This is a genomic window from Mycobacterium sp. NGS40 (assembly GCF_059812735.1).
In genome coordinates, this window is sequence record NZ_JCALDG010000008.1 from 126,736 (window position 1) to 151,472 (window position 24,737).

Genomic DNA, 24,737 nt, shown 5'->3' on the forward strand with positions numbered 1-24,737 from the left:
GCCTCTCCAGGTTGTGAACGCCAGTAGCCGGGTGCGCGTCGCCGTTGTCTTCGGTGGGCGCAGCAACGAACACGCCATTTCGTGCGTGTCCGCGGGCAGCATCCTGCGCAACCTCGATCCGCAACGATTCGATGTGGTCGCGATCGGCATCACCCCCGAAGGCTCGTGGGTGCTCACCGACGGCGACCCGGACGCGCTGGCGATCAGTGACCGGCAACTGCCCGGGGTGACCACCGAATCGGGAACCGAGCTGGCCCTGCCGGCAGATCCGCGCCGCGGCGGCCAGCTGGTGTCGCTACCGCCGGGCGCCGGTGAAGTCCTGGGTTCGGTCGACGTGGTCTTCCCCGTTCTGCACGGACCCTACGGCGAGGACGGCACGATCCAGGGGCTGCTCGAACTCGCCGGTCTGCCCTACGTCGGCGCCGGTGTGCTGTCCAGCGCCGTCGGGATGGACAAGGAATTCACCAAGAAGCTGCTTGCCGCCGAGGGGATTCCGGTCGGGCCGTATGTGGTGCTGCGCCCGTCGCGGCAGACGCTGGCGCCCGAGGAGCGCGAGCGGCTGGGCCTGCCGGTGTTCGTCAAACCCGCGCGCGGTGGTTCCTCGATCGGGGTCAACCGGGTCGCGAGTTGGGATGCACTGGCCGCCGCGGTGGCCGATGCACGCCGGCACGATCCGAAGGTGATCGTCGAAGCCGCGATCAATGGTCGCGAGCTGGAGTGCGGTGTGCTCGAAATGCCGGACGGCACAATAGAGGCCAGCACGGTAGGTGAGATCCGGGTGGCCGGTGTGCGCGGTCGCGAGGACGGCTTCTACGACTTCGAAACGAAATACCTCGACGACGCAGCCGAATTGGATGTGCCCGCCAAGGTCGATGACGAGATCGCAGACGACGTGCGTCAATTGGCGATCCGGGCGTTCAGGGCCATCGACTGCCAAGGCCTGGCCCGGGTCGACTTCTTCCTCACCGAGGACGGGCCGGTGATCAACGAGGTCAACACGATGCCGGGGTTCACCACGATCTCGATGTACCCGAGGATGTGGGCGGCCAGCGGCATCGACTACCGGAGTCTGCTGGCCACCATGGTGGAAACGGCGCTGGCCCGGGGCACGGGTCTGCGCTAACGCTCACCGGGCCGGGCGGGGTCGATCGGCACCGCCGTGACGGTGCGGTCGATCACCTCGGAAAGCTGCTGGATCGGTGTCGGTCCGGATCCCGACGGCAGGGTGAGCGCCAGATACACCGGCCGGTCCACCGTGTACCAGGTGGATCTGCCTGCGTCACCGGCGGATTGCTGCTCGGCCGCCACCTCGAACCACTGCACCCGGTCGACGATCTGGATCGGGGACCCCACCACAAAGGCGGTCGGACGGTCGAGCCCGCAGCGCAGGACCAACGGCTCGTTGCCGGTTCCGGTGCGCCAGGCGGCCGCGCCCTCGGGTGCCGGCTGTGCCAGCGGCGCGCGCTGATAGTCGCCGAGCCGCTGTGGCAGCGCCGCCGACAGCGCATGGCATGCGGGGCTGTCGGCCTGCGGCGCCGGCACCGTGGGAAGGGCGACCGGCTGCGGCGGCGCTTCGCGGGTAGCGGCGATGACCAGCACGATGCCGATGGCCAGGACCGCCACCACAACCGCGGCAATCAGCAGGGCCCGCGGCGGTCCGCCTGGGTCGTCGGAGTCCGAACCGGTCATCATCGCCCGGCCGTCGACGCCCGAAGCGTCGAGAACCGGGCACCTCCCATCTCATACACTGGCGCCGTCCGCCCGCGCGGGCAGGGACCAAACTTACCGCAGGTCGGGCCGCTGTACGAGAGCCGTGTAGTACCACGCCGGAGGAGCTGACGTGCGCGAAGAAGTATCCGGCGAGTCGCCCACCCTGGGGCAGCTCGGTGAATTCGCCGTCATCGACCGGCTGGTGCGCGGCCGGGTTCAGCCCGACGCCGTGCTGCTTGGGCCCGGTGACGACGCGGCGGTGGTATCGGCCGGCGACGGCCGCAGCGTGGTGTCGACCGACATGCTGGTGGCCGGCCGGCATTTCCGGCTGGACTGGTCCACGCCGCATGACGTCGGCCGCAAGGCGATAGCCCAGAACGCCGCGGACATCGAGGCGATGGGCGGGCGGGCCACGGCGTTCGTGGTCGGCTTCGGCGCCCCCGCCGATACGCCGACCGCGGACGCGGACGCGTTGGTGGACGGAATGTGGGACGAGGCCGCGCGAGTCGGCGCCGGCATCGTCGGCGGCGATCTGGTCAGCGCCCCGCTGTGGGTGTTGTCCGTGGCGGTGCTGGGCGACCTGGGCGGCCGGGCCCCGGTGTTGCGCTCGGGGGCGAAGCCCGGCGCGGTGCTCGCCGTCGCCGGCGAACTCGGCCGCTCGGCTGCGGGATACTGGTTGTGGCGCAATGAGATCAGTGGATTCGACCAACTGCGTGCCCGTCATCTGGTGCCTGAGCCGCCCTACGGCCAGGGTGCCGCGGCCGCGGCCGCGGGCGCGCAGGCCATGATCGACGTCTCCGACGGCCTGATCGCCGACCTGCGACATGTCGCCGACGCCTCGGGGGTGGGCATCGACTTGTCCAGCGCGGCGCTGGCGCCCGATCGCGACGCGCTGAGCGCCGCCGCGGCGGCGACCCAGGCCGATCCGTGGTCGTGGGTGCTGGGCGGCGGCGAAGACCACGCCTTGGTGGCCTGTTTCGCCGGCGCGGTGCCATCCGGGTGGCGCGTGATCGGGCGGGTGCTCGACGGGCCGGCGCGGGTGCTCGTCGACGGCGCCGCGTGGCAGGGATACGCGGGCTGGGAGTCGTTCGAAGGTTAGGGTTGCCCGGTGACCGCACGTCCATTGAACGAACTCGTCGAGCAGGGGTGGGCGGGTGCGCTCGAGCCGGTGGCCGAACAGGTGACCAAGATGGGGCAGTTCCTGCGCGACGAGATCGCGGCCGGCCGCAAGTACCTACCCGCTGGTCCGAACGTGTTGCGCGCCTTCACCTTTCCGTTCGATCAGGTGCGGGTGCTGATCGTCGGACAGGATCCCTACCCCACGCCGGGGCATGCGGTCGGCCTGAGCTTCTCGGTGGCTCCCGAGGTGCGGCCGCTGCCGCGCAGTCTGTCCAACATCTTCGACGAGTACGCGGCCGACCTGGGCTACCCGCAACCGTCCTGCGGCGATCTGACGCCCTGGGCGCAGCGTGGCGTGCTGCTGTTGAACAGGGTCCTCACGGTTCGCCCGAGCAACCCGGCGTCGCATCGCGGCAAGGGCTGGGAAGCGGTCACCGAGTGCGCTATCCGCGCCCTGGTCGCGCGGTCGCAGCCGATGGTGGCGATCCTGTGGGGCCGCGACGCGTCCACCCTGAAACCGGTGCTGGCAGAGGGCAATTGCGTGGCGATCGAGTCGCCGCACCCCTCGCCGTTGTCCGCCTCGCGCGGATTCTTCGGCTCGCGCCCGTTCAGCCGCGCCAACGAGCTACTCACCGGGATGGGCGCCGACCCGATCGACTGGCGGCTGCCCTGAGCTCACGATTCGGGGAAGTTCACGTCCTTCGTGACGGCTTTCCACTCTTCGATCGACGCCGACATCGCGGCGATCTTGTCGCGCATCGCCTTCAGCACGTCGCGGCCCAGCAGTAGCCGCAGCGGTGGCTCGTCCAGCGTGGTGACCATCAGCACCGCCTCGGCCACCTTGCGCGGGTCGCCCGGCAGATGGTCGGCGAACTGCTTGATCAGGTCCTTGCGCGCGGCCACGTCGGCGTAGGCGGCGATCGGGTTGCGCGATTCCTTCATCGACCGCGTGGCCCAGTCGGTCCGGAATGCGCCCGGCTCGATCGCGGTCACCTTGATGCCCAGCGGCCGCACCTCGGTGGCCAGCGCCTCGGTCACGGCCTCGAGCGCGAACTTGGTCGACGAGTAGTACGCGTTGGGCGGGTTGGCCACCAGACCGGTCATCGACGAGATGTTGATGATGTGTCCCGCGCCGCGCTCGCGCATGGCCGGCAGTACCGACTTGATCATGTCGACGGCCCCGAAGTAGTTGACGTCGAACAACTTTCGCACCTCGGCGTCCTCGCCCTCTTCCACCGAGGACAGGTAGCCGTGGCCGGCGTTGTTGACCAGGACGTCGATGCCGCCGAACGCCTGCTCGGCCGCCGCTACCGCGGCCGCGATCTGGGCGGCATCGGTCACATCGAGCGCTACGGCGACGGCCCGGTCCCCGAATTCGTCGGCCAGATCCTGCACCGTCTCGGCCCGTCGTGCGGTCACCACCACACTGTGGCCGGCTTCCAATGCGGCGCGGGCGATTTCACGTCCGAAGCCGGTGGAGCAGCCCGTGATCAGCCAGCGCGCCATCTCAGGCCGTCCCTTCCGGCAGCCGGCGCAGATACGCCGCGCGCCGCTGCGCCAGCGTGGTGGCCCGCTCTTGGGCGCTGACCCGCGGCAAGTGCGGCACCTCGGCGTCGAGCCGGTCCAGCTTGATCACTCGTCCGCGGGCCCCGAGGTCCTCGCGCGGGCCGGTCTCGCCGAACTCCGCCATGCGCAGGGTCAGGATGGCCTCGCGCAGGCCGTCGGAGTCGATCCAGTTCGCGACGCCGGGGTCGACCGGCGAGATGACGTAGGTGTAGCTGCCGTCCGCATTGGGCACCGACTGCGCCTTGTTGAGGCTGCCGGTGCGGTCGACGAGATCGAGTGTGGTGCCCCAGATATTGCTCAGTGGCACGGTGAAGTATTCGGCGCCCCCGTCGTTGAGGTCGACGACGAACGCTTCGTCGGGCGCGAGTTCGAAGCGGCCCATCACGTACACCTGGTTGCGCATCGCCCCGACCTTGTCCGCCGACCAGGCCAGGTTGAAATGGTTGGCGGGCATCTTGTAGACGCCATGGCTGAGCTTGCCGGTGAAGTTGGCGAAATACGCCATCATCGCCGCCGTCGCCTCGGCCTGCTCGTCGAGCGTGCGCGCCGCAGTGGCCGGTGAGCTGCCAAGTCGTTGCACCTCAATGTAATTGGGGTCGTCGCGGCCCCAGTCCAGTAGCACATCGCGGATGTAGAACTCGTGAGCCTCCGGGGAGGTCTGCACATGGTTTCTCCGCCCGTCGGCCGGGTCGGCATCCACGGTGATGGTGTAGCTGCCGTCGGAGTCGACCTCCATCGTGCGGCCGTTGAGCACGTTGACGGTGCCCATGTTGGCGTCCCACAGCGTGAAGTAGTTCTCGGTCATGCGGTGCTCGCCGACTCGCCCGCGGATCTCGTAACGCTCGTCGCCCGAGATCGGGATCACCCGATACACGCTGTCGGGATTGTCTATGCCCCAACGTGATCCGGGAATGCGACGGCCCGCAACCGGGTGCGCCAGCCGGGTGATGCAGGTGACCTTGGGCCGCAACTTGTCCTGATTGGACGACCACATCGCCGCCGAGAACATCACCTCGGCGAACGAATCGTCGAACCGCTCGCGCATCGCGTCCGACGCCTTGGCCCGTCCCAGCCAGGTCTCGGCCACCGTGCGATACGCGGTCTTGACGGTGGGATGGGAGATCAGGTCGAGGGCGGCCAGCTCCTGTTCGCGCTGGGATGCGGTCGAGACTGGATCGTCAGGCATGTGCTGTTCCTCCAAGGTGCTGTCCGAAACGCTGGTTGTACATGGTGAATCGCTCGTCGACCTGCTCGGGTAGCAGGCCGTAGTTCGCCAGCCCGTAGGGCGGGCGGGCCGCCTCGCGGGGACGCTCGTTGAGCCATCGCCGCATCGCATCCTCGGCGTGACCGGTGAGCGGCAGGCCGACGGCGTCGTAGACCCGGGCCACCTGTCCGATCGGATCGGCCACCGCGGCGTCGAATCCGATATCGGTCACCACGGCGGCGTCGTCAGTCCAGCCGGCGCGGGTCGACATGGCCCGATCGTTGGTCCAGCCCATCCGCTGCAGCCACTGCTCGCCCACCCGATGCACATCGACGCCGTCGGCGTGCATCGCGTGCAGGGTGGTGTTCAGGCTGGCCCCGGAGGCGATCGTGGTGCGCGGGTCACGGTGCATGTGGACGATGTGCAGGCCGGGGAACCGCGCGCGCAGCAGGTCCAGATACCCAAGGTGCGCAGGCGATTTCAGTACCCAGCGCTGCGCCACCTGTCCGCGCCTGCGCTTCTGCCACTGGATGAACTGCAGCATGCGGTGCAGGTGGTCGTAGGCGGGGGAAAAGTCTTGCTGGTCGAGCCAGGACCGGTAATGCGGAAGGTGCGCACCGGATTCGGGGACGTGGGACAGAAACGCGTCGGCCAGGAAGACGATCTCTTCTTCGGCCTCGCGTGCGTACATCGGGTGGATCGCGAACAGATCCGGCGCCAATTCGCGCGACTTCGCCTCTCGCGCTTCGCTGATCGCGATGCGCGGATCGTCGTCGGCAACACTGAATTCATAGTCGAGCCGCGGCGCGACCTCGACAACCTCCCAGCCGTAGGCGCAGACGAAACGCGGGTCGGCGGCCAGCAGTCGCTGCAGCAGGGTGGTGCCGCTGCGCATCATCCCGACGACGACGATCGGCGCGGCGACCTGCTCGTCGAGGATCTCCGGGTGCCGGCGGATCCACTCCTGGGTGCGAAGCCGCATGCGCAGGCTGTGCACGATGCCGGAGCGCAGGATGTGCACGCCGACGGCGTTGAGGTCGGCGCGCGCGTAGTCGTCCAGCAGCACCCGCAGCGGGCCCTCGAATTCGCCCGGGCCCCAATCGGTTAGCGTCTCTTTGCGCTGCGCGTCGGCCAGCACGCGGTCAAAGGCGCTGTCGAAGGCGCTGGGGGCTGTCACGCGTTCAGAACTTCAGGTGCTGGCTGACGTCGCCGACCTGGTCGACGAACATGATGCGGCTGTCGAACCACCAGGCGCCGTTGACCCGGTGGAAGGTGTCCTTGTAGTGCCCGGTGACAATCACCTGCAGCGGAAGCTCGGGGGTGGCCTGGGTGACGCAGTAGTAGGACGTGCTGCGTGCGGTGCCCGCGGCCTCGTCGATGTGGAGCTGCACGTTGCTGGTGTTGTGTTTGGTCTTCGGGGTGCCGTCCTGGTAGATCCGGGTGGCCATGTCGTACATCTGGCGCACCCGGGCCGACCCTTCGAACACCGTTTCCGGTGGGCCGTCTTCCATGCCGCAGATGCGGCCATGCGCGAAAAGCCCGGCCACCCCGTCCAGGTCGCCACCGTCGAGGAGCTCGGCGTACCGGTAGATCAGGTTGGTGATTTCGCGTCCGCTGTCACTCATGCAGACCATGTTGGCAGAACTGACCCAACTTACATAGAACCGCCCATTACTCTTAAGCGTCGTGACGACACCTTGGACGCCGAGCCGCCTCGGCAACTTGACCGGCAAGCGAGTCATCGTGACGGGCGCGACCAACGGCGTCGGCCTGGGCACCGCGCAGGCGCTGACCAAAGCCGGTGCACACGTGATCCTGGCCGTGCGCAACACCGACCTCGGCAAGGAGCGCGCCTCTGAAATGTCTGCGATGGGCGGCTCGACGTCGGTGATCAAGCTCGATCTCGCGGACTTGTCCTCGGTGCGGGCGTTCCCCGATCAGGTCGACGGGGACGTCGACATTCTGATCAACAACGCCGGCACGCTCACCGACCATCGCAAGGAAACGGTCGACGGTTTCGAGATGACGCTGGGCACCAATCTGCTCGGGCCGTTCGCGTTGACCAATCTGCTGCTGCCCCGGGTGCGTTCGCAGATCATCAACGTGGGATCCGATGCGCACAAGTCGGCCAAGCTGCGCCTGGACGACATGCACCTGCGTCGCACCAAGTGGACGCGACTGGGCTCCTATGCCATGTCCAAGCTCGCGGTCATGCTGTGGGGGCTCGAGCTGGATCGCCGGTTGCGCGCCGCCGGATCGGCGATCGTCACCCAACTGACTCATCCCGGATGGGTGGCCTCGAACCTGTCGAACATCTCCGACGCGCCGCTGATGTCGTTGGTGCAAAAGGGCGTCACCGTCGTGGCCGACCGATTGGCCAACGACATCGCCGAAGGCGCGGCCACCACGTTGTACTGCATCAGCGAACCGGTGCCGCCGGGTAGCTTCGTCGGTGTCAGCGGCAGGCTCGGCCTGCGCGGCGAGCCGGCGCTGATCGGCCGCACACCGCTGGCGTCAAACTACGACGTGGCCGCCCGCCTGGTGGCCTTCGCCGAAGAACAGACGGGCACCACGCTGGCCGTCTAGCCGCCCGTTCACACGTGCGGCAGCCAGCCGGACCCGTGTGCCGACAGCACGAAGCCATGGCCGTCGGGGTCTTTGCACGCGGTGGTGCCGGCGTTGTCGACGCCGCACATCACGCCGTCCACGGTGATCGAGTGCAGCGGCGGCAGCGTCTTGACTCCGGTCGGCGTGCCCCCGGAGGGTGCGATCTGTTGCAGGCCGGTCCGGGTTCCCATCCAGTTCGTGCGCGCAGCACCCTTGGACGTCGGTGAGGCAGCCGGGATTCCGGGAAGATTGTTTCCCGTGCACTGCGCTTGTCCCGATTGGAAGTTGCAGTTGACGCCGTCCGGGGTAACGAAAAACACTTGCGCCGCAGGTATTCCCGGGGTGGACGCGTCTACTTCGTAGTCCGCGACATTGACCGGTGCATAGCTTGCGATGTCAGGGAACGACGGCGGATCGGCGTGGGCGGTGCAGGCGCTGAACACCGCGGTGACCGCCGGTGCCGCCACTACTGCTGCGAACGCCTTGGTGATCATGTATGTCCTATCGAGAGTTGTGGTCTATCTATTACTTTCGTGCGGCGCGACGATCATGGCCCCGGATTGACCAGAACCTGCTGCACGTTGTACGGGACATTCAGCTGGGTGTTCCACTGGCTGACGAAGATGTTCAGGTTGTCCAGGGTCGAGCCGGGCATGATGTAGCCGCCGTAAGGCTGGGGAACCGAGACCGGGGTGCCCTGATTGTCGTTGTGCGCGATCACGGTTGGAGAATTGCCGCTGAATACGTCCGTCGGAGTGTTGGCGACGCGCACCTCTACTTGATTCACACCCGGGCTGCTGTTGAATCCGGACAACACCGGCTTTCCGCCTACTTCCTGGAAGCTGAGTTCGCCGTACCTGTCCGGGCTCAGCGGTACGGTCGCGACTTCACCGGCTTTGCCCCAGCCGCTGCCGTTCCAGGGTTGCCATGCGCCACGGTCGCTAACGTGCTCGGGATCCACGCGGTACATGGTGACGCCCTGGCTGCGGTCGAAGGAGTCCGCGGCGATGTACACGTTGCCGTCGTTGGCCTGATAGCCGCTGATCTGGGTTGGTTGGCTGGTCAAACTGGTGCCGGGGTGCGGGACATTGTTCGGGTTGGGCGCCGGTGTCCACGGACGCCACGATCCGTCGATGGGCTTCCAGCCACCGGCCGGGTCGTTGGTGACTTTGGTCAGCCACGTACCGCCGTCGGGATTCAGGTCGGTGGTGCCCGCGACCATCATGTACGTGGTGCCGTCGCGCATCCGGATGCTTCCGGCCGGAAGTGTGTTCTTGCCCGCGGCTTGCGGCGGCGGGGGAAACAGGATGGTCGGGCTGCCGTCCGGCCCGGTCAGGGGCTCGCCGAAGTGGGGACGGCCCTGCTCGTCGAAGGTCACCGGCACGGCCACCGACGGGTAATGCGTCCCGTCGTAAGCCTTGTTGCCGGAGAACGAATCCCCGAAGATCGCGAGATAACGGCCGTCTGGCAGCTGCACCACTTCGCCTAGGTCCGCCGCTCCGATTCCGGGGATGCCGGGATTGGCGCCGGTTCCGGCGATCGGACCCAGATTCCGTACCTGGCCGGGTAGCAGCGGGCCTTCGAACCAGCCACCGACGGTCTGCGGCGGGTCGTAGCCTTCGCTGTGCAGGCTCGCCATCGTGGTCTTCAGCGTGCCTTCGTAACCGTTGCGCGTCGCCAGCAGATCGTTGAGCGCAGCCTTGGTGTCATTGATGGCGTTGTCTTCACACGTCGTGATGAAGGCAGCCAGCGCACGCTTATCCGCTTCGCTGAGATCGGCTTGCTTTTCCATTGCCAACGCTTGGGTGATCATGTTGTCGAGCGTCTGCAACTGGCTCTCGAGAGCGGCGATCCGTGCCGCGCCGGCCTTCTGGGCTTCGGCCAGTGCCGCGGCGATCTTTTCCAGGTCGACGCCGATCTTGGGTAACTGCAGCGACTGCGCACCAAGGGATTTGGTGACGCGCTGCACCTCGTCGGAGTCATTGATCGGATGGCCGCCGTTCTCCCTGTTCCAGGCCGCTTCGAAGCGCTGGCGGGCGTCCGCGAAAGCCTGACTGGATTCGGCGGTGCACACCGCCGCGCCGTGAAAGGCCTCCGCCAAATCGGAAATCTGGGCGGGACGCCCCGCTTGCAGGCTTTGGTTGACGGCCCAGGGATCGCCGCCGGCATGGGCAATGAGCATGGGGATGTTGATCGACTGCAGCTGCATTGTCATAGCCATCCTCCCCTGATGCAGATGGTAAGCCCGCAGGCAGGTACGTTGCCCGTCATGGGTGAACTCGACAATTCGGTAGCCGTCATCACGGGTGCGGCACGCGGCCAGGGACGCAGCCACGCCGTGGCGCTCGCCGAACAGGGCGCCGACATAGTCGCCGTGGACATCTGCGCCGATATCGACGCGATTCCCTATCCGTTGGGGACCAAAGCGGATCTCGAAGAGACCGCGCGCCTGGTCGAAGCCGCGGGCCGCAAGGCGGTGCCCGTCGTCGCCGACGTCCGCGACCTGCCCCAGTTGGAGGCCGGCGTGCAGACCGCGATCGACGAACTCGGCGAGGTGGACATCCTCATCGCCAACGCCGGGGTGGTGGCGATCGGTGACACCGAGATCCGCAACGAGCCGGTGTTCAACTCGATCGTGGACACCAACCTCAAGGGGGTCTGGCACACGCTGCTGGCGACGGTGCCGTCGATGATTCGCGGGGGCAAGGGCGGATCGATTGTGATGGTCAGCTCGTCGCAGGGCCTCACCGGCCGGGGTGGCGACGGCACCGCGGCGATGTTCGCCTACGCCGCATCCAAGCACGGCGTGGTGGGGCTGATGCGTTCGGCCGCCAACGCCTATGCGCCGCACAAGATTCGGGTCAATTCGATCCATCCGGCCGGTGTCATGACCCCGATGATCCTCAACGACTTCGTAGTGAACCGGATGCTGGAGAATCCGAACCCGGCCGTCGCGCAGATGCTGCTACCCGACGTGCCGCTGGTCGAGGCGCAAGACGTGACCGAAGCCGTGCTGTGGCTGGTCGGTCCCCGCGCGCGCTACATCACCGGCGTATCGATACCCGTGGATGCCGGACACATCGTGATGTAGTCGCGGCTAGCCGCGTACGACCTTGCCGGCCTTGATGCAGGACGCGCAGACGTTGAGGCGTTGCTTGTTGCCGCCGGGACGCGCCACCACGTGCACCGTCTGGACGTTCGGGTCCCAGCGCCGGCTGGTGCGCCGGTGGGAGTGCGACACCGACTTACCGAAGCCGGGGCCTTTCCCGCAGATATCGCACACAGCGGCCATCGTTCAAGCTCCTCAAATGTTCGGGGGTCCGGCACGGATTGCGCGCCGCGACAGCCCAGGATACCGACTGTGGTGGGCAACCACCAAAACGATCCACAACTGACGCTCGGCTTACTTCTGAGCGCGTCGCCGCGGCTGGCTAGGCTCAATAGGCCGGTCAGCCCATACCGGCAAGATGTGGATTCTGGGCGGTCTGCTCGAAAGGCTCCGAGGAGGTGGGTCGCAGTGGGCAGTTCGGATCGTCTGCTCGACGCACCGGCGCTGCGGGACTGGGCGCACACCGCAGTCAGCGACCTGATCACGCACATCGACGAGATAAACCGTCTCAACGTCTTCCCGGTCGCCGACTCCGACACCGGGGCAAACATGCTGTTCACGATGCGTTCCGCGCTGGCCGAGGCCAACGCCGGGATCGGCGCGGACGCCAGCCCGCGCTGCGTCGCCCGGGTCGCATCCGCCCTGTCCGCCGGTGCGCTCAACGGCGCGCGCGGCAACTCCGGGGTGATCCTGTCGCAGATCCTGCGCGGTATCGCCGACGTCACCGCTACTGCGGCCGCGGGCTCCGGCGGTGAGCTGTCACACATGGACGCGATGCTGCTCGGGGCGGCGTTGCAGCGCGGCGTCGAGCTGGTGATCACCTCGATGGGCGGCCGGGAAGTCCCGGGAACCATCGTCTCGGTGCTGCGGGCGGCTGCCGACGCCGTCGAGAAGTGCGCGAACGACGGGCTGGCCTCGGCCATCACCGCGGCCGGCGACGCCGCCGTCGTCGCGCTGGAAAAGACCCCTGAGCAGCTGGATGTGCTGGCCGACGCCGGTGCCGTGGACGCCGGTGGGCGGGGCCTGCTGGTCCTGCTGGACGCGCTGCGCTCGACGGTCGGCGGCCAGCCGCCCGCTCGCACGGTCTATGAGCTTTCACCACGCGAGCAGCAGGTGGCCGGTGCCCCCGAACGGCCGGCACCGCAGTTCGAGGTGATGTATCGGCTGGACGGAAGCAATCCGCCGGCGGCCAACGCGCTGCGGGACCGGCTGATGAAATTGGGTGATTCCGTGGCCATCGCCGCCGCGCCGTTCACCAACCAGGCCAGCTATTCGGTGCACGTGCACACCGACGACGCGGGCGCGGCCGTGGAAGCCGGATTGGCGGCCGGACGGCTGAGCCGGATCATGGTTTCGTCGCTGAGCTCGGGGGCCGTGGGGTTGCCCGCGGGCAGCTGGACCAAGGAACGGGCCGTGCTGGCGGTCGTCGACGGTAGCGGCGCCGCCGAGCTGTTCGCGGGCGAGGGCGCTCACGTGTTGTCGCCCGCGGCGGACGCGGGCGAACCGGTCACCGGTATCAGTGCCCACCAACTGATGCGGGCCGTGGTCGACACCGGCGCCGCGCAGGTGATGGTGCTGCCCAACGGCTACGTGGCCGCCGAGGAGCTGGTCGCCGGCTGCACCGCGGCCATCGGCTGGGGCATCGACGTGGTGCCGATACCGACCGGGTCGATGGTGCAGGGGCTGGCGGCGCTGGCCGTGCACGAAACGGACCGGCAGGCGGTCGACGACGGCTACACGATGGCGCGTGCCGCCGGCGGCGCCCGGTACGGATCGGTGCGTATCGCCACCGAGAGCGCGCTGACCTGGGCGGGCCGCTGCCAGCCCGGCGACGGCCTGGGCATCGCGGGCGACGAGGTGTTGATCGTGGCCGCCGACGCGCCCGGGGCGGCGATCGGCCTGCTCGATCTGTTGTTGGCGTCCGGTGGTGACCTGGTGACCGTGCTGGTCGGTGCCGGCATCGACGACGATTCGGTGACGGCCATCCTGCAAGAGCACGTCCACGACCGCCATCCGGGCACCGAGCTGGTGACCTACCGCACCGGCCACCGCGGCGACGCTCTGCTGATCGGCGTCGAGTAATCGTGGCGTCGCGCAGCGATCGGCTGGACTACGTGCTGGGCGCCAAGGCGGCGAATTCCCTGGACGAGGTGTTCGGCATCCGCACGGTCGACGACCTGCTGCGCCACTACCCGCGCAGCTATACCGAGACGGCCGCGAGATGGGATGCCGCGGACGGGGCCGAGCGGCCCGAAGTCGGCCAGCACATCACCCTCGTCGACACGATCACCGACACCCACTCGTTCCCGATGAAGAAGAATCCGCGGCGCAAATGCCTGCGCATCACCGTGGGCTCGGGTCGCGGCAAGGTGACGGCGACGTTCTTCAACGCCGACTACCTCAGCAAGGACCTCACCCAGGGCACCCGGGTGATGCTCTCCGGTGAAGTCGGCTACTTCAGAAACGCCATGCAGCTGACCCATCCGGACTTTCTCATCCTGAATTCGCCGAGCGGACGCAACCGCGGCAGCAAATCGCTGAAAACCATCGCCGACACCTCCGCGGGCCTGTCCGGCGAGGAACTGACATCGGTCTTCGACCGCCACTTCTTCCCGATCTACCCGGCCAGCACCAAGCTGCAGAGCTGGGACATCTACGCCTGCGTGCGCCAGGTGCTCGAGGTTCTCGATCCGGTGACCGATCCGCTGCCCGCGGAGTTGCTCGCCGAACACGGTCTGATGTCCGAAGACGCCGCGCTGCGGGCTATTCACCTCGCCGAGGACGAGGCGGAGCGCCGCCGTGCGCGCGAACGATTGACGTTCGACGAAGCCATCGGCCTGCAATGGGCACTGGTTGCACGCCGGCACGGCGAGCTGTCGCAATCGGGACCATCGGCGCCCCGGCGGTCAGACGGTTTGGTCGCGCAACTGTTGGGCCGCTTGCCCTTCGAGCTGACCGCCGGACAGCGCGAAACGCTCGAGGTGCTGTCCGATGGACTCGCGGCAAATCGCCCGATGAACCGGCTGCTGCAGGGGGAGGTCGGCTCGGGCAAGACGATCCTCGCGGTGCTGGCGATGCTGCAGATGGTCGATGCCGGCTACCAGTGCGCACTGCTGGCTCCCACGGAAGTCCTTGCCGCACAACATCTGCGGTCGATCAACGACGTGCTAGGGCCACTGGCGATGGCAGGCCAGCTGGGCGGGGCCGATAGTGAAGGCGGCGTGGCGACCCGGGCGGCGCTGCTGACCGGATCGATGTCGACCGCGCAGAAGAACCAAGTGCGCCGCGAGATCGCCGGCGGTGAGGTCGGCATCGTCATCGGCACGCATGCCCTGCTGCAGGACGTGGTGGAATTCGCCAACCTGGGCATGGTAGTCGTCGACGAGCAACACCGATTCGGCGTCGAGCAACGAGACCAGTTGCGCGCCAAGGCACCTGCGGGCATCACGCCGCACCTGCTGGTGATGACGGCGACGCCGATACCGCGCACCGTCGCGCTGACCGTCTACGGTGACCTGGAAACCTCGACGCTTCGCGAGCTGCCGCGCGGCCGCCAGCCCATCACCAGCAACGTTATTTTCGTCAAGGACAAACCCGCCTGGCTGGACCGCGCCTGGCAGCGCATCCGCGAGGAGGTGGCGGCCGGCCGGCAGGCCTACGTGGTGGCACCGCGCATCGACGAGACCGACGATTCGGGGAAGGGGCCCGAGGACGCGCGCGCGACGGAGACCGCCGAGGGGCTTTATGCCCGCCTGCGGTGCGGTGAGCTGTCAAACGTGCGGCTGGGGCTGATGCACGGACGGTTGGCCGCCGACGACAAGGACGCCGCCATGGCCGCCTTTCGCAACGGCGAGACCGATGTGCTGGTGTGCACCACCGTGATCGAGGTCGGTGTCGACGTCCCCAATGCCACGGTGATGCTGGTGATGGACGCCGACCGATTCGGGATCAGTCAATTGCATCAGCTGCGTGGCCGCATCGGCCGCGGCCGTCATCCGAGCCTGTGCCTGCTTGCCACGTGGAGCTCGCCGGCCTCCGCGGCGGGCCGGCGGCTGACCGCGGTCGCCGCGACGCTGGACGGGTTCGCCCTTTCCGAGCTGGATTTGCGAGAGCGCCGGGAAGGAGATGTGCTGGGCCGCAACCAGTCCGGGCGGGCGATCAATCTGCGGCTGCTCTCGCTGGCCGATCATCTGGCCTACATCGAAGCGGCACGCGAATTCTGCACCCGGGCGTTTGAGGTCGACCGTCAAAATCCCGAATTGGATTCGCTGGCAGCACAATTCACCGACACTGATCGCATCGAATACCTGGATAAGTCGTGACGCCCCAGCGACGATGCAGAGCGGAGCGATGAGCAGAAGTGGTGCAGATTAATCGCAAAGTGCTGCTGTGGTTATCGGCAGTCGCGGTGCTCGCGGTGCTGGTCGCCTACCAGACGCTGGGATCGACATCGGCCAGGCACGCGGAGATCGTCGCGCGCGCCGACGTGCCCACGGTGGCGCCCGGAGTCGATGTGCTGGCCGGCATCGCGGTGGCACCGCTTCGGGTGCACCACTACGACTACCGCAGGTCGGCATTCGGCGATGCGTGGGACGACGACAACGACGCGCCGGGCGGGCACAACGGATGTGACACCCGCGACGACATCCTCGACCGCGATCTCGTCGATAAGACATATGTGGCGATCAAGCGGTGCCCCACCGCCGTTGCCACCGGCACGCTGCACGACCCGTATACCAACACCACGATCGCATTCCAGCGCGGCGCGAAAGTCGGCGAAGCGGTGCAGATCGACCACATCGTCCCGCTCGCCTACGCCTGGGACATGGGGGCTTTCGGCTGGCCGGATGCCGAGCGGTTGCGCTTCGCCAACGATCCGGCCAACCTGCTGGCGGTGCAGGGCCAGGCCAATCAGGACAAGGGTGACCAGGCGCCGGCCCTGTGGATGCCGCCCAACAAGGCGTTCGCCTGTCAGTACTCGATGCAATTCATCGCGGTGCTGAGGGGCTATCAACTCCCGGTGGATCAGGCATCGGCGAGCGTGCTGCGTCAGGCCGCCACTACCTGCCCGGCGGGGCCGTGAGAGCGCGAGTGTGAATCTCGCGACGCGACACGCCGCCGGGGCGTCGTCAGACGCACAGTCGGGGTGCCGGCCCGGCGCCGGCGCTAGGTGCCTTCGTAGGTGTCGGGATCCGGGCGCAGCCGGGTTCCGTCGCTGAGCGCGTTGATCGCGTCCATGTGCTCGGCGGCCAATTCGAAGTCGAAGATGTCGAAGTCGGTGGCGATGTGCTCCGGTGATGCCGAGCGGAAGACGACGGCGTTGCCCAGTTGCACGTTCCACCGCAACAACACCTGCGACGCCGTCTTGCCGTACTCACCGGCCACCGAATTCACGGTCGGATTGTCGTTCAGCTTGCCCAGGGCCAGCGGTGTGTAGGACTGCGTCACGACATTGTGCTGCGCGTTGGTCTTGCGCATGTCGTCTTGGTTCAGCAGCGGGTGCAGTTCGATCTGATTGACCGCCGGAGTGGTGAAGGTCAGGTCGATCACCATCTCGAGGTGTTCGGCGGTGAAATTCGAGACACCGATCGAGCGGGCGTGTCCGGCGGCGCGGACCTGCAGCAGTCCACCGAAAGAGTCCACATACTTGCCCAGCGCCGCAGCCGGCCAATGGATCAGATACAGGTCCAGGTAATCCAGGCCCAATCGTTCGAGGCTGGCTTCGCAGGCATCCTGCGCGCCCTTGAGACCCTGGTCCGCGGTGGCGAGCTTGGTGGTGACGAACAGCTCCGCGCGGGGAATCCCGGATGCGGCAATGGCGCGACCGACGGCTGCTTCATTGCCGTAAGCCGCCGCCGTGTCGATCAGCCGGCAGCCGATCTCCAGCGCCGCCGAGACAGCACGTTCGGTCTCGTCCTCCGACAAATCCGCGACGCCGAGGCCAAGCACCGGCATCGTGTTTTCGTCATTGAGAGTGATCGAGGGCACGGCGAGGCCCGCATCGCCAGTCAACGTCATTCACCTACCTGTGAAACTGAAGGTTCGTGGGTCAGGACCAAGCCGACTTCCGTCGTCGAGGGAGGAAATCGTCGCCATTTCATCGGCGCTGAGATCGAAATCGAACACGTCGAAGTTACTCGCAATCCGGGCAGGGTTCACTGACTTGGGGATCACGATATTACCGAGCTGGATGTGCCATCTGATCAACACCTGGGCGGGTGTCCGCCCACAACCTTGCGCAACGGCGGTGACGGTCGGATTTGTGAGCAGCGCTCCTTGCCCCAGCGGCGCCCATGCCTCGGTCGCGATTCCGCTCTGGGCGTGCACCTTTCGTAGTTCCGTCTGCGGAAAACGAGGATGCAGCTCGATCTGATTGACCGCGGGAACGATGCCAGTGGCATCGATCAGAACCATCAGATGCTCGGGTTCGAAATTGCTGACACCGATGGAGCGGATCCGGCCCTGGTCGCGCAGATGCGCGAACGCCTTGAAGGTTTCGACAAACTTTCCCAGCGCCGGCATCGGCCAGTGGATCAGGTAGAGGTCGAGATAGTCGAGGCCGAGCCGGTCCATGCTGGCGTCGAAGGCCGTCAACGTGCTGTCGTAACCCTGCTCGGAGTTCCACAGCTTGGTCACCACGTAGAGTTGATCCCGCGGCACGTCGGAATCGGCGATCGCGCGCCCGGTTTCCCGTTCATTGCGGTAGGCGGCAGCGGTGTCGATATGCCGGTAACCGGCTTGCAGCGCGGTACGCACCGCCTGCTCGGTCTCTGCCGGAGGGACCTGGAAGACTCCGAACCCGACGGCGGGGATCGCATGACCGTCATTGAGGGTGACTGAGTTTGATTCAAGGGGGCCGGACATGACACAGAGTCTGCCAGGCGCGCCGGACCTGCATCCCGGAGCTCGACGCGGATCGACGCGCTGGGCCGATCGCGTGCAGGACGTCGTCACCAACGTCGGCGTCAAGGCCATTCCCTGGATTCCGACACCGGCGAAGCGGCTGCTATTCGGCGGCCGGTCGATCATCATCGATGGCAACACGCTCGACCCGACGCTGCAGCTGGTCCTGTCCGCGACGCGGCTCTCCGGCATCGAGGGGCTGGACGTCAACGACGACCCGGTGGCGTCGCGGGCGCAGATGCGCCAGACCCTGCTGTCGCTACCCGGTCCCCAGATTCACGTCATGGTCGACGACCTCACGATTCCCGGTCCGGCGGGCGGGATCGGAGCCCGCCACTACCGCCCGGCCAGCGATGGGCCCGCGGACTTACTGGTCTTCTATCACGGCGGCGGCTGGACGATCGGAGATCTGGACACCGCCGATGCGCTGTGCCGCCTGACCTGCCGCGACGCCGGGATTCAGGTGCTGTCGATCGACTACCGGCTGGCGCCGGAGCATCCGGCGCCAGCCGCGATCGACGACGCCTACGCGGCGTTCAAGTGGGCCCACGACCATGCCGGAGAACTCGGCGCGAACCCGGGGCGCGTCGCGGTCGGGGGAGACAGCGCGGGCGGCAACCTGGCCGCCGTCGTGTGCCAGTTGGCGCGCGAAGAGGATGGGCCGGCGCCGCTGCTGCAGTGGCTGATCTACCCGCGGACCGATTTCACCGCGCAGAATCGTTCGCTGAGCCTGTTCGCCCGCGGCTTCCTGCTGACCAAACGCGATATCGACTGGTTCACCGCGGAGTACCTCAACGGCACCGGCATCGACCTGACGGATCCGCGCGTCTCGCCTGCGTATGCCGAGTCATTGTCCGGGTTGGCGCCCGCGCTGATCGCCGTGGCGGGCTTCGATCCGTTGCGCGACGAAGGTCAGGCTTACGCCTCCGCGCTGCAGGACGCCGGCACCCCGGTGGACCTGCGGTACATGGGCTCGCTGACTCACGGATTCGCCAGCCTGTTTCAGCTGGGGGGCGCCAGCGCCGCCGCCACCAGTGATCTGATTTCCGCACTGCGCGCTCACCTGAGCCGGGCCTGATTTGCCGCGCGGCGCTCGCCGGTAATCTAGTACCGCGGTCTCCGACGTAACGCCCGCACGCCGCCCCAACACAGAAGGATCACCGAAGCTGTGGCCGACAAATCGAAACGTCCCCCCCGATTCGACCTGAAGGCGTCAGACGGGAAGTCCGGTCGGCTCATTCAGATCGGCGGCACCGCGTTCATCATCGTCTTCGCGGTCGCGCTGGTGTTCTACATCGTGACATCGCATAAGGACAAGAAGGGTGGCATCGCCGGTCAGGGTGACACCGTTCGCGTCACGTCGAGCAAGGTGGTCAACCAGCCCGGGACGAACAACCCGAAGGCTGTCGTGACGTTTTATGAGGACTTCTTGTGCCCGGCCTGCGGCAATTTCGAGCGCACCTTCGGGCCGACGGTCGCCAAGCTGATCGATTCCGGAGCCATCGCGGCCGACTACTCGATGGTGGCCATTCTCGACAGCTCCAAGAACCAGAACTATTCGTCGCGGGCGGGGGCGGCAGCGCTGTGCGTCGCCGACGAGAACATGGACGCGTTCCGCCGTTTTCACACCGCACTGTTCACGACCGGTATCCAGCCCGACGAGCGGGGGAGCAGCTTCCCCGACAACGCCAAATTGATCGAACTCGCCCGCGAGGCCGGCGTCGTCGGCAAGGTGCCCGATTGCATCAACAGCGGGAAGTACATCTCCAAGGTCAGTGGCGAAGCCTCGGCCGCGGGCATCACCGCGACCCCGACGATCAAGATCAACGGTGAGAACTACGAGCCGTCGACACCCGATGCGCTGGTCGGAAAGATCAAGACCATAGTGGGCGACGTGCCGGGTATCGACGCACCCGTCGCTCCTCCGGCTTCGTGACGGTCCCGGTGTCGGTCGAACCCGCCGGGCGGTCCGGCGATCCGACATCGGCTTCGACGCGTGATCCATCGGTACCGACGGCCAGCGCGTGGTGGGTGCTGATCGCCGGAGCGATCGGGCTGGTCTCGTCGGCGACCCTGACCGTCGAGAAGATCGACCTCCTGCTCAACCCGTCGTATGTGCCGTCGTGCAACCTCAACCCGATCCTGTCGTGCGGTTCGGTGATGGTTACGCCGCAGGCGTCGTTGTTCGGCTTTCCAAACCCGCTGCTGGGCATCGGGGCGTTCACCGTGGTGCTAGTTGCCGGCGTCCTGGCGGTGGCGAAAGTTGAGCTACCCCAGTGGTTTTGGGTTTCGCTCGAGGTCGGACTGCTGGTCGGAGCGGGGTTCGTGCACTGGCTGATCTTCGAAAGTCTGTACCGGATCGGGGCGTTGTGTCCGTATTGCATGGTGGTGTGGGCGATGACGATCACGCTGCTGGTGGTGGTCGGGTCCATCGTGTTTCGTCCGGCACTCGACAGCACCGCTGCGCGGTTGCTCTATCAATGGCGATGGTCGATCACCGCGCTGTGGTTCACCGCGGTGTTTCTGCTGATCATGGTGCGGTTCTGGGACTATTGGTCGACACTTCTGTAAGGAGTCGCGGGTGATCTCCAAGGTGCTGGTGGCCAATCGCGGTGAGATCGCGATACGCGCGTTCCGCGCAGCCTACGAACTCGGCGTCGGCACGGTGGCCGTGTATGCGTACGAGGACCGCAACTCGGTACATCGGCTCAAGGCCGACGAGTCGTATCAGATCGGCGACGTCGGTCATCCGGTGCGCGCTTACCTGTCGGTCGACGAGATCGTCGAAACCGCCGCCCGGGCCGGCGCCGACGCCGTCTATCCCGGGTACGGCTTCCTGTCGGAGAACCCGGCCTTGGCCGCGGCCTGTGCGGCCGCCGGCATCACGTTCGTCGGTCCCAGCGCCGAAATCCTTGAACTGACCGGGAATAAGGCACGGGCAATCGAGGCCGCCCGCGAAGCCGGGCTGCCCGTGCTCGCATCTTCGGCGCCCTCGGCGTCGGTCGAGGAGCTGGTGTCCGCCGCCGCCGACATGCGGTTTCCGTTGTTCGTCAAGGCTGTTGCCGGCGGCGGGGGACGAGGTATGCGGCGCGTCGCCGACATCGATGCGCTGACCGAGGCGATCGAGGCCGCCAGCCGTGAGGCCGAGTCGGCGTTCGGTGACCCGACGGTCTATCTCGAGCAGGCGGTGGTCAAGCCGCGCCACATCGAGGTGCAGATCCTGGCCGACAATACCGGAAACGTGATCCACCTGCACGAGCGCGACTGCAGCGTGCAGCGCCGTCACCAGAAGGTCATCGAATTGGCGCCCGCGCCAAACCTTTCCGCGGAGTTGCGCGACATGATCTGCGCCGACGCCGTCTCCTTCGCCCGGCATATCGGGTACAGCTGTGCCGGCACCGTGGAGTTCCTGCTGGACGAGAGCGGTCATTACGTCTTCATCGAGATGAATCCGCGGATTCAGGTGGAGCACACCGTGACCGAGGAGATCACCGACGTCGACCTGGTGTCCAGCCAGTTACGCATCGCCTCCGGCGAGACGCTGGAGGATCTGGGCCTGAGCCAGGAGAACATCCGGCCGCACGGCGCCGCACTGCAATGCCGGATCACCACCGAGGATCCGGCCAACGGGTTCCGTCCCGACACCGGGCGGATCAGCACGTACCGCAGTCCCGGCGGTGCCGGCATCCGTCTGGACGGCAGCACCAACCTCGGCGCGGAGATCAGCGCCCACTTCGATTCGATGCTGGTCAAGTTGACCTGCCGGGGCCGCGACTTCCACACGGCGGTGTCCCGGGCCCGGCGCGCGATCGCTGAGTTCCGGATTCGCGGGGTGTCGACGAATATTCCTTTCCTGCAAGCGGTTCTGGACGATCCGGATTTCCAGGCCGGGCGGATCACCACGTCGTTCATCGATGAGCGCCCACACCTGCTGACCGCGCGCGGCTCGGCCGACCGGGGCACCAAGATCCTCACCTACCTGGCCGATGTGACGGTCAACCATCCGCATGGCACGCACCCGTCGACGGTCTACCCACACGACAAGCTGCCTTTGGTCGATCTCGAGGCCGAGCCGCCGGCCGGATCAAAGCAGCGGCTAGTTGAGTTGGGGCCCGAGGGTTTTGCGCGCTGGCTGCGCGAGTCACCGGCGGTGGGCGTGACCGACACGACCTTCCGCGATGCCCACCAGTCGCTGCTCGCGACCCGGGTGCGCACCAGTGGGCTGATGATGGTGGCGCCCTATCTGGCCCGGACGATGCCGCAACTGCTGTCGGTCGAGTGCTGGGGTGGCGCCACTTACGATGTGGCGCTTCGCTTCCTGAAAGAGGATCCTTGGGAGCGGCTGGCCACGCTGCGCGAAGCGATGCCCAACATCTGTCTGCAGATGCTGCTGCGAGGCCGAAACACGGTGGGGTACACGCCATATCCGGAACTGGTCACCTCGGCGTTCATCGAAGAGGCGACCGCGACCGGTATCGACATCTTCCGCATTTTCGACGCGCTCAACAACCTGGACTCGATGCGCCCGGCTATCGATGCCGTTCGCGAAACCGGTTCAGCGATTGCCGAAGTCGCGATGTGCTACACCGGTGACCTGTCCGACCCGGGGGAGCGGCTCTACACGCTGGACTACTACCTGAAGCTGGCAGAGCGGATCGTGGACGCAGGCGCGCACGTGCTGGCCATCAAGGATATGGCCGGGCTACTACGGCCGCAGGCGGCACATCAGTTGGTCAGCGCGTTGCGCAGTCGGTTCGACCTGCCCATCCACGTACACACCCACGACACCCCGGGCGGCCAGCTGGCCAGCTATATGGCCGCCTGGCACGCGGGTGCCGACGCCGTCGACGGTGCCGCCGCGCCACTGGCGGGCACCACCAGCCAGCCGGCACTGAGCTCGATCGTCGCCGCCGCCGCGCACACCGAGCACGACACCGGTCTGTCGCTCTCGGACGTATGCGCACTGGAGCCGTACTGGGAGGCGCTGCGAAAGGTCTACGCGCCCTTCGAATCCGGGCTTCCCGGTCCGACGGGGCGGGTCTATCACCACGAAATCCCGGGTGGCCAATTGTCGAACCTGCGCCAGCAGGCGATCGCGCTGGGATTGGGCGATCGATTCGAAGAGATCGAAGAGGCGTACGCGGGTGCCGACCGCGTGCTGGGCAGGCTGATCAAGGTCACTCCGTCGTCGAAGGTGGTCGGCGACCTGGCGCTGGCCCTGGTCGGTTCAGGGCTGACCGCAGACGAATTCGCTTCGGAGCCTTCGCGATTGGACATCCCGGAATCGGTGGTGGGATTCCTGCGTGGCGAGCTCGGGGATCCGCCCGGTGGCTGGCCGGAGCCGCTGCGCAGCGCCGCGCTGGAGGGCCGCGGGCCCGCCAAGCCGGTTCAGCAGCTCAGCGGAGAAGACGAGGCCGGGCTCGCGTTGAGCGGTACCAAACGCCAAGCCACCCTCAATCGACTGCTATTCCCCGGTCCGACAAAGGAATTCGAGGAGCACAGGGAAACCTACGGCGACACGTCGCATCTGTCGGCCAATCAGTTCTTCTACGGTCTGCGGCAGGGCAAAGAGCACCAGGTGACACTGGAACGCGGGGTCGACCTGTTGATCGGTCTGGAGGCCATCTCCGAGCCCGATGAGCGCGGCATGCGCACGGTGATGTGCATCATGAACGGCCAGCTGCGTCCGGTGCTGGTGCGCGACCGCAGCATTGCCAGCACGATCCCGACCGCCGAGAAGGCCGAACGAAACAACGCCGACCACATCGCGGCGCCCTTCGCCGGGGTCGTCACCGTGTCAGTGGCAGAGGGCGATCGGGTGAGCGCGGGCCAGACCATCGCCACGATCGAGGCGATGAAGATGGAAGCGCCGATCACCGCTCCGAAGGACGCCACCGTGGACCGGGTGGCGGTGTCGAGCACCGCGCAGGTCGAGGGTGGGGATTTGCTGGTGGTGCTGAGCTGACGCGCATCATCGGCGGCGTCGCCGGAGGGCGACGCCTCGCAGTGCCGCCGCGCGGGACCCGGCCGACCACCGATCGGGTGCGTGAGTCGTTGTTCAACATCGTCACCGCGCGGCGTGATCTGACCGGCTTGGCGGTGCTCGACCTCTACGCGGGCTCGGGCGCACTGGGTCTGGAAGCGCTCTCGCGCGGCGCGGCCTCGGCGCTGTTCGTCGAGTCCGATCAGCGCACCGCGGCCGTCATCGCGCGCAACATCGACGCCCTGGGTCTGCCGGGCGCGACGCTGCGCCGGGGCTCGGTGGCCGCGGTGCTGGCCGGCGGGACCGCATCCCCGGTCGATCTGGTGCTCGCCGACCCGCCCTACGACGTCGAGGCCGCCGAGGTCGAGGCGGTCCTGACCGCGCTGAGCGCTCATGGCTGGGTGCGCGCGGCCACGGTCGCAGTCGTCGAGCGGGCCGCCGCCGGCGCCTCGCTGACCTGGCCGGACGGCTGGACCTCATGGCCGGAGCGAATTTACGGCGACACCCGTTTGGAGCTGGCCGAATATGACTGAGAC

23 protein-coding genes are annotated in these 24,737 nt (G+C 67.1%); 13 read left to right on the plus strand and 10 right to left on the minus strand.

Going from position 1 to position 24,737, the window contains the following annotated elements:
- Window positions 1-13: 13 nt before the first annotated feature.
- Window positions 14-1,123 (plus strand): D-alanine--D-alanine ligase family protein, encoded by a 1,110-nt coding sequence (locus tag AC5Y5O_RS14575; protein ID WP_500025618.1) that lies wholly within the window; start codon window positions 14-16, stop codon window positions 1,121-1,123.
- Here AC5Y5O_RS14575 and AC5Y5O_RS14580 read toward each other — a convergent pair.
- Window positions 1,120-1,692, minus strand: a complete 573-nt coding sequence (locus AC5Y5O_RS14580; RefSeq protein WP_096285976.1) for a DUF3515 domain-containing protein — start codon at window positions 1,690-1,692, stop codon at window positions 1,120-1,122. The genes AC5Y5O_RS14575 and AC5Y5O_RS14580 overlap by 4 nt on opposite strands.
- 148 nt (window positions 1,693-1,840) lie before the next feature.
- On the opposite strand from AC5Y5O_RS14580, the gene AC5Y5O_RS14585 reads away from it, so the two are divergent.
- Both AC5Y5O_RS14585 and AC5Y5O_RS14590 read left to right on the plus strand, forming a co-directional pair.
- Window positions 1,841-2,809 carry a thiamine-phosphate kinase gene (locus tag AC5Y5O_RS14585; RefSeq protein ID WP_096285978.1) on the plus strand — a complete coding sequence of 323 codons (969 nt, stop codon included), beginning with the start codon at window positions 1,841-1,843 and terminating at the stop codon, window positions 2,807-2,809.
- A 9-nt stretch (window positions 2,810-2,818) separates the two neighbouring features.
- Entirely contained in the window at window positions 2,819-3,502 is a 684-nt protein-coding gene (locus tag AC5Y5O_RS14590; RefSeq protein WP_096285981.1) for a uracil-DNA glycosylase, read from the plus strand.
- Between the two features lie 2 nt (window positions 3,503-3,504).
- On the opposite strand, the gene AC5Y5O_RS14595 is transcribed toward AC5Y5O_RS14590, so the two are convergent.
- The 4 genes from AC5Y5O_RS14595 to AC5Y5O_RS14610 are packed head-to-tail and all read right to left on the minus strand — an operon-like array spanning window position 3,505 to window position 7,224.
- Window positions 3,505-4,335 (minus strand): oxidoreductase, encoded by an 831-nt coding sequence (locus tag AC5Y5O_RS14595; RefSeq protein ID WP_096285983.1) that lies wholly within the window; start codon window positions 4,333-4,335, stop codon window positions 3,505-3,507.
- A 1-nt stretch (window position 4,336) separates the two neighbouring features.
- Window positions 4,337-5,581, minus strand: a complete 1,245-nt coding sequence (locus AC5Y5O_RS14600; protein ID WP_096285985.1) for a DUF1214 domain-containing protein — start codon at window positions 5,579-5,581, stop codon at window positions 4,337-4,339.
- Window positions 5,574-6,776 (minus strand): sulfotransferase family protein, encoded by a 1,203-nt coding sequence (locus AC5Y5O_RS14605; protein ID WP_096285987.1) that lies wholly within the window; start codon window positions 6,774-6,776, stop codon window positions 5,574-5,576. The genes AC5Y5O_RS14600 and AC5Y5O_RS14605 overlap by 8 nt, the downstream gene beginning before the upstream one ends.
- A 4-nt stretch (window positions 6,777-6,780) precedes the next feature.
- Window positions 6,781-7,224: a nuclear transport factor 2 family protein gene (locus AC5Y5O_RS14610; protein ID WP_500025619.1), complete on the minus strand. Its 444-nt coding sequence runs from the start codon at window positions 7,222-7,224 to the stop codon at window positions 6,781-6,783.
- Window positions 7,225-7,285: 61 nt separating this feature from the next.
- Between AC5Y5O_RS14610 and AC5Y5O_RS14615 the strand changes: the two genes are divergently transcribed.
- Window positions 7,286-8,185 carry an SDR family NAD(P)-dependent oxidoreductase gene (locus AC5Y5O_RS14615; protein ID WP_500025620.1) on the plus strand — a complete coding sequence of 300 codons (900 nt, stop codon included), beginning with the start codon at window positions 7,286-7,288 and terminating at the stop codon, window positions 8,183-8,185.
- 8 nt (window positions 8,186-8,193) lie between these two features.
- Here AC5Y5O_RS14615 and AC5Y5O_RS14620 read toward each other — a convergent pair whose 3' ends face one another.
- Both AC5Y5O_RS14620 and AC5Y5O_RS14625 read right to left on the minus strand, forming a co-directional pair.
- Window positions 8,194-8,700 carry a hypothetical protein gene (locus tag AC5Y5O_RS14620; RefSeq protein ID WP_096285993.1) on the minus strand — a complete coding sequence of 169 codons (507 nt, stop codon included), beginning with the start codon at window positions 8,698-8,700 and terminating at the stop codon, window positions 8,194-8,196.
- A gap of 53 nt (window positions 8,701-8,753) precedes the next feature.
- Complete coding sequence (locus tag AC5Y5O_RS14625) at window positions 8,754-10,415, minus strand: putative alpha/beta hydrolase (RefSeq protein WP_500025661.1); 1,662 nt, start codon at window positions 10,413-10,415, stop codon at window positions 8,754-8,756.
- Window positions 10,416-10,475: 60 nt separating this feature from the next.
- Between AC5Y5O_RS14625 and AC5Y5O_RS14630 the strand changes: the two genes are divergently transcribed.
- Window positions 10,476-11,297 carry a mycofactocin-coupled SDR family oxidoreductase gene (locus tag AC5Y5O_RS14630; protein WP_500025621.1) on the plus strand — a complete coding sequence of 274 codons (822 nt, stop codon included), beginning with the start codon at window positions 10,476-10,478 and terminating at the stop codon, window positions 11,295-11,297.
- 6 nt (window positions 11,298-11,303) lie between these two features.
- On the opposite strand, the gene rpmB is transcribed toward AC5Y5O_RS14630, so the two are convergent.
- A complete protein-coding gene (rpmB, locus tag AC5Y5O_RS14635) occupies window positions 11,304-11,498 on the minus strand; it encodes a 50S ribosomal protein L28 (protein WP_036467958.1) in 195 nt (64 codons plus the stop codon).
- A 225-nt stretch (window positions 11,499-11,723) separates the two neighbouring features.
- On the opposite strand from rpmB, the gene AC5Y5O_RS14640 reads away from it, so the two are divergent.
- Genes AC5Y5O_RS14640 through AC5Y5O_RS14650 form a run of 3 tightly spaced genes read left to right on the plus strand, consistent with a single transcriptional unit; the run spans window position 11,724 to window position 16,398 of the window.
- Entirely contained in the window at window positions 11,724-13,397 is a 1,674-nt protein-coding gene (locus AC5Y5O_RS14640) for a DAK2 domain-containing protein (RefSeq protein ID WP_096285997.1), read from the plus strand.
- Window positions 13,398-13,399: 2 nt separating this feature from the next.
- Window positions 13,400-15,637 carry an ATP-dependent DNA helicase RecG gene (gene recG, locus AC5Y5O_RS14645; RefSeq protein ID WP_096285999.1) on the plus strand — a complete coding sequence of 746 codons (2,238 nt, stop codon included), beginning with the start codon at window positions 13,400-13,402 and terminating at the stop codon, window positions 15,635-15,637.
- A 47-nt stretch (window positions 15,638-15,684) separates the two neighbouring features.
- The gene (locus tag AC5Y5O_RS14650; protein ID WP_096290973.1) at window positions 15,685-16,398 is read left to right on the plus strand and encodes an HNH endonuclease family protein; all 714 of its coding nucleotides are present in this window, start codon (window positions 15,685-15,687) and stop codon (window positions 16,396-16,398) included.
- 83 nt (window positions 16,399-16,481) lie between these two features.
- On the opposite strand, the gene AC5Y5O_RS14655 is transcribed toward AC5Y5O_RS14650, so the two are convergent.
- Entirely contained in the window at window positions 16,482-17,333 is an 852-nt protein-coding gene (locus AC5Y5O_RS14655) for an aldo/keto reductase (RefSeq protein ID WP_423790865.1), read from the minus strand.
- Window positions 17,334-18,179: an aldo/keto reductase gene (locus AC5Y5O_RS14660; RefSeq protein ID WP_096286000.1), complete on the minus strand. Its 846-nt coding sequence runs from the start codon at window positions 18,177-18,179 to the stop codon at window positions 17,334-17,336.
- Here AC5Y5O_RS14660 and AC5Y5O_RS14665 point away from each other — a divergent pair.
- The 5 genes from AC5Y5O_RS14665 (at window position 18,178) to rsmD (ending at window position 24,734) form a co-directional block, all read left to right on the plus strand.
- Window positions 18,178-19,296, plus strand: coding sequence for an alpha/beta hydrolase (locus tag AC5Y5O_RS14665; RefSeq protein ID WP_096286002.1), 1,119 nt, complete (start codon window positions 18,178-18,180; stop codon window positions 19,294-19,296). The genes AC5Y5O_RS14660 and AC5Y5O_RS14665 overlap by 2 nt on opposite strands.
- A 90-nt stretch (window positions 19,297-19,386) precedes the next feature.
- Window positions 19,387-20,154, plus strand: coding sequence for a DsbA family protein (locus tag AC5Y5O_RS14670; RefSeq protein ID WP_096286004.1), 768 nt, complete (start codon window positions 19,387-19,389; stop codon window positions 20,152-20,154).
- Complete coding sequence (locus AC5Y5O_RS14675; RefSeq protein WP_423790866.1) at window positions 20,151-20,789, plus strand: vitamin K epoxide reductase family protein; 639 nt, start codon at window positions 20,151-20,153, stop codon at window positions 20,787-20,789. Before AC5Y5O_RS14670 ends, AC5Y5O_RS14675 begins: the two co-directional genes overlap by 4 nt.
- A 10-nt stretch (window positions 20,790-20,799) precedes the next feature.
- A complete protein-coding gene (locus tag AC5Y5O_RS14680; RefSeq protein ID WP_096286006.1) occupies window positions 20,800-24,183 on the plus strand; it encodes a pyruvate carboxylase in 3,384 nt (1,127 codons plus the stop codon).
- Complete coding sequence (gene rsmD / locus AC5Y5O_RS14685; RefSeq protein WP_096290976.1) at window positions 24,180-24,734, plus strand: 16S rRNA (guanine(966)-N(2))-methyltransferase RsmD; 555 nt, start codon at window positions 24,180-24,182, stop codon at window positions 24,732-24,734. The genes AC5Y5O_RS14680 and rsmD overlap by 4 nt, the downstream gene beginning before the upstream one ends.
- Window positions 24,735-24,737: the final 3 nt, after the last annotated feature.

Coding starts and splice junctions, on each gene's coding strand:
- AC5Y5O_RS14580 (WP_096285976.1), bottom strand. CDS start 1,692: ATGATGACCGGTTCGGACTCCGACGACCCAGGCGGACCGCCGCGGGCC.
- AC5Y5O_RS14595 (WP_096285983.1), bottom strand. CDS start 4,335: ATGGCGCGCTGGCTGATCACGGGCTGCTCCACCGGCTTCGGACGTGAA.
- AC5Y5O_RS14600 (WP_096285985.1), bottom strand. CDS start 5,581: ATGCCTGACGATCCAGTCTCGACCGCATCCCAGCGCGAACAGGAGCTG.
- AC5Y5O_RS14610 (WP_500025619.1), bottom strand. CDS start 7,224: ATGAGTGACAGCGGACGCGAAATCACCAACCTGATCTACCGGTACGCC.
- AC5Y5O_RS14620 (WP_096285993.1), bottom strand. CDS start 8,700: ATGATCACCAAGGCGTTCGCAGCAGTAGTGGCGGCACCGGCGGTCACC.
- AC5Y5O_RS14625 (WP_500025661.1), bottom strand. CDS start 10,415: ATGCAGCTGCAGTCGATCAACATCCCCATGCTCATTGCCCATGCCGGC.
- AC5Y5O_RS14630 (WP_500025621.1), top strand. CDS start 10,476: ATGGGTGAACTCGACAATTCGGTAGCCGTCATCACGGGTGCGGCACGC.
- rpmB (WP_036467958.1), bottom strand. CDS start 11,498: ATGGCCGCTGTGTGCGATATCTGCGGGAAAGGCCCCGGCTTCGGTAAG.
- AC5Y5O_RS14655 (WP_423790865.1), bottom strand. CDS start 17,333: ATGACGTTGACTGGCGATGCGGGCCTCGCCGTGCCCTCGATCACTCTC.
- AC5Y5O_RS14665 (WP_096286002.1), top strand. CDS start 18,178: ATGACACAGAGTCTGCCAGGCGCGCCGGACCTGCATCCCGGAGCTCGA.
- AC5Y5O_RS14660 (WP_096286000.1), bottom strand. CDS start 18,179: ATGTCCGGCCCCCTTGAATCAAACTCAGTCACCCTCAATGACGGTCAT.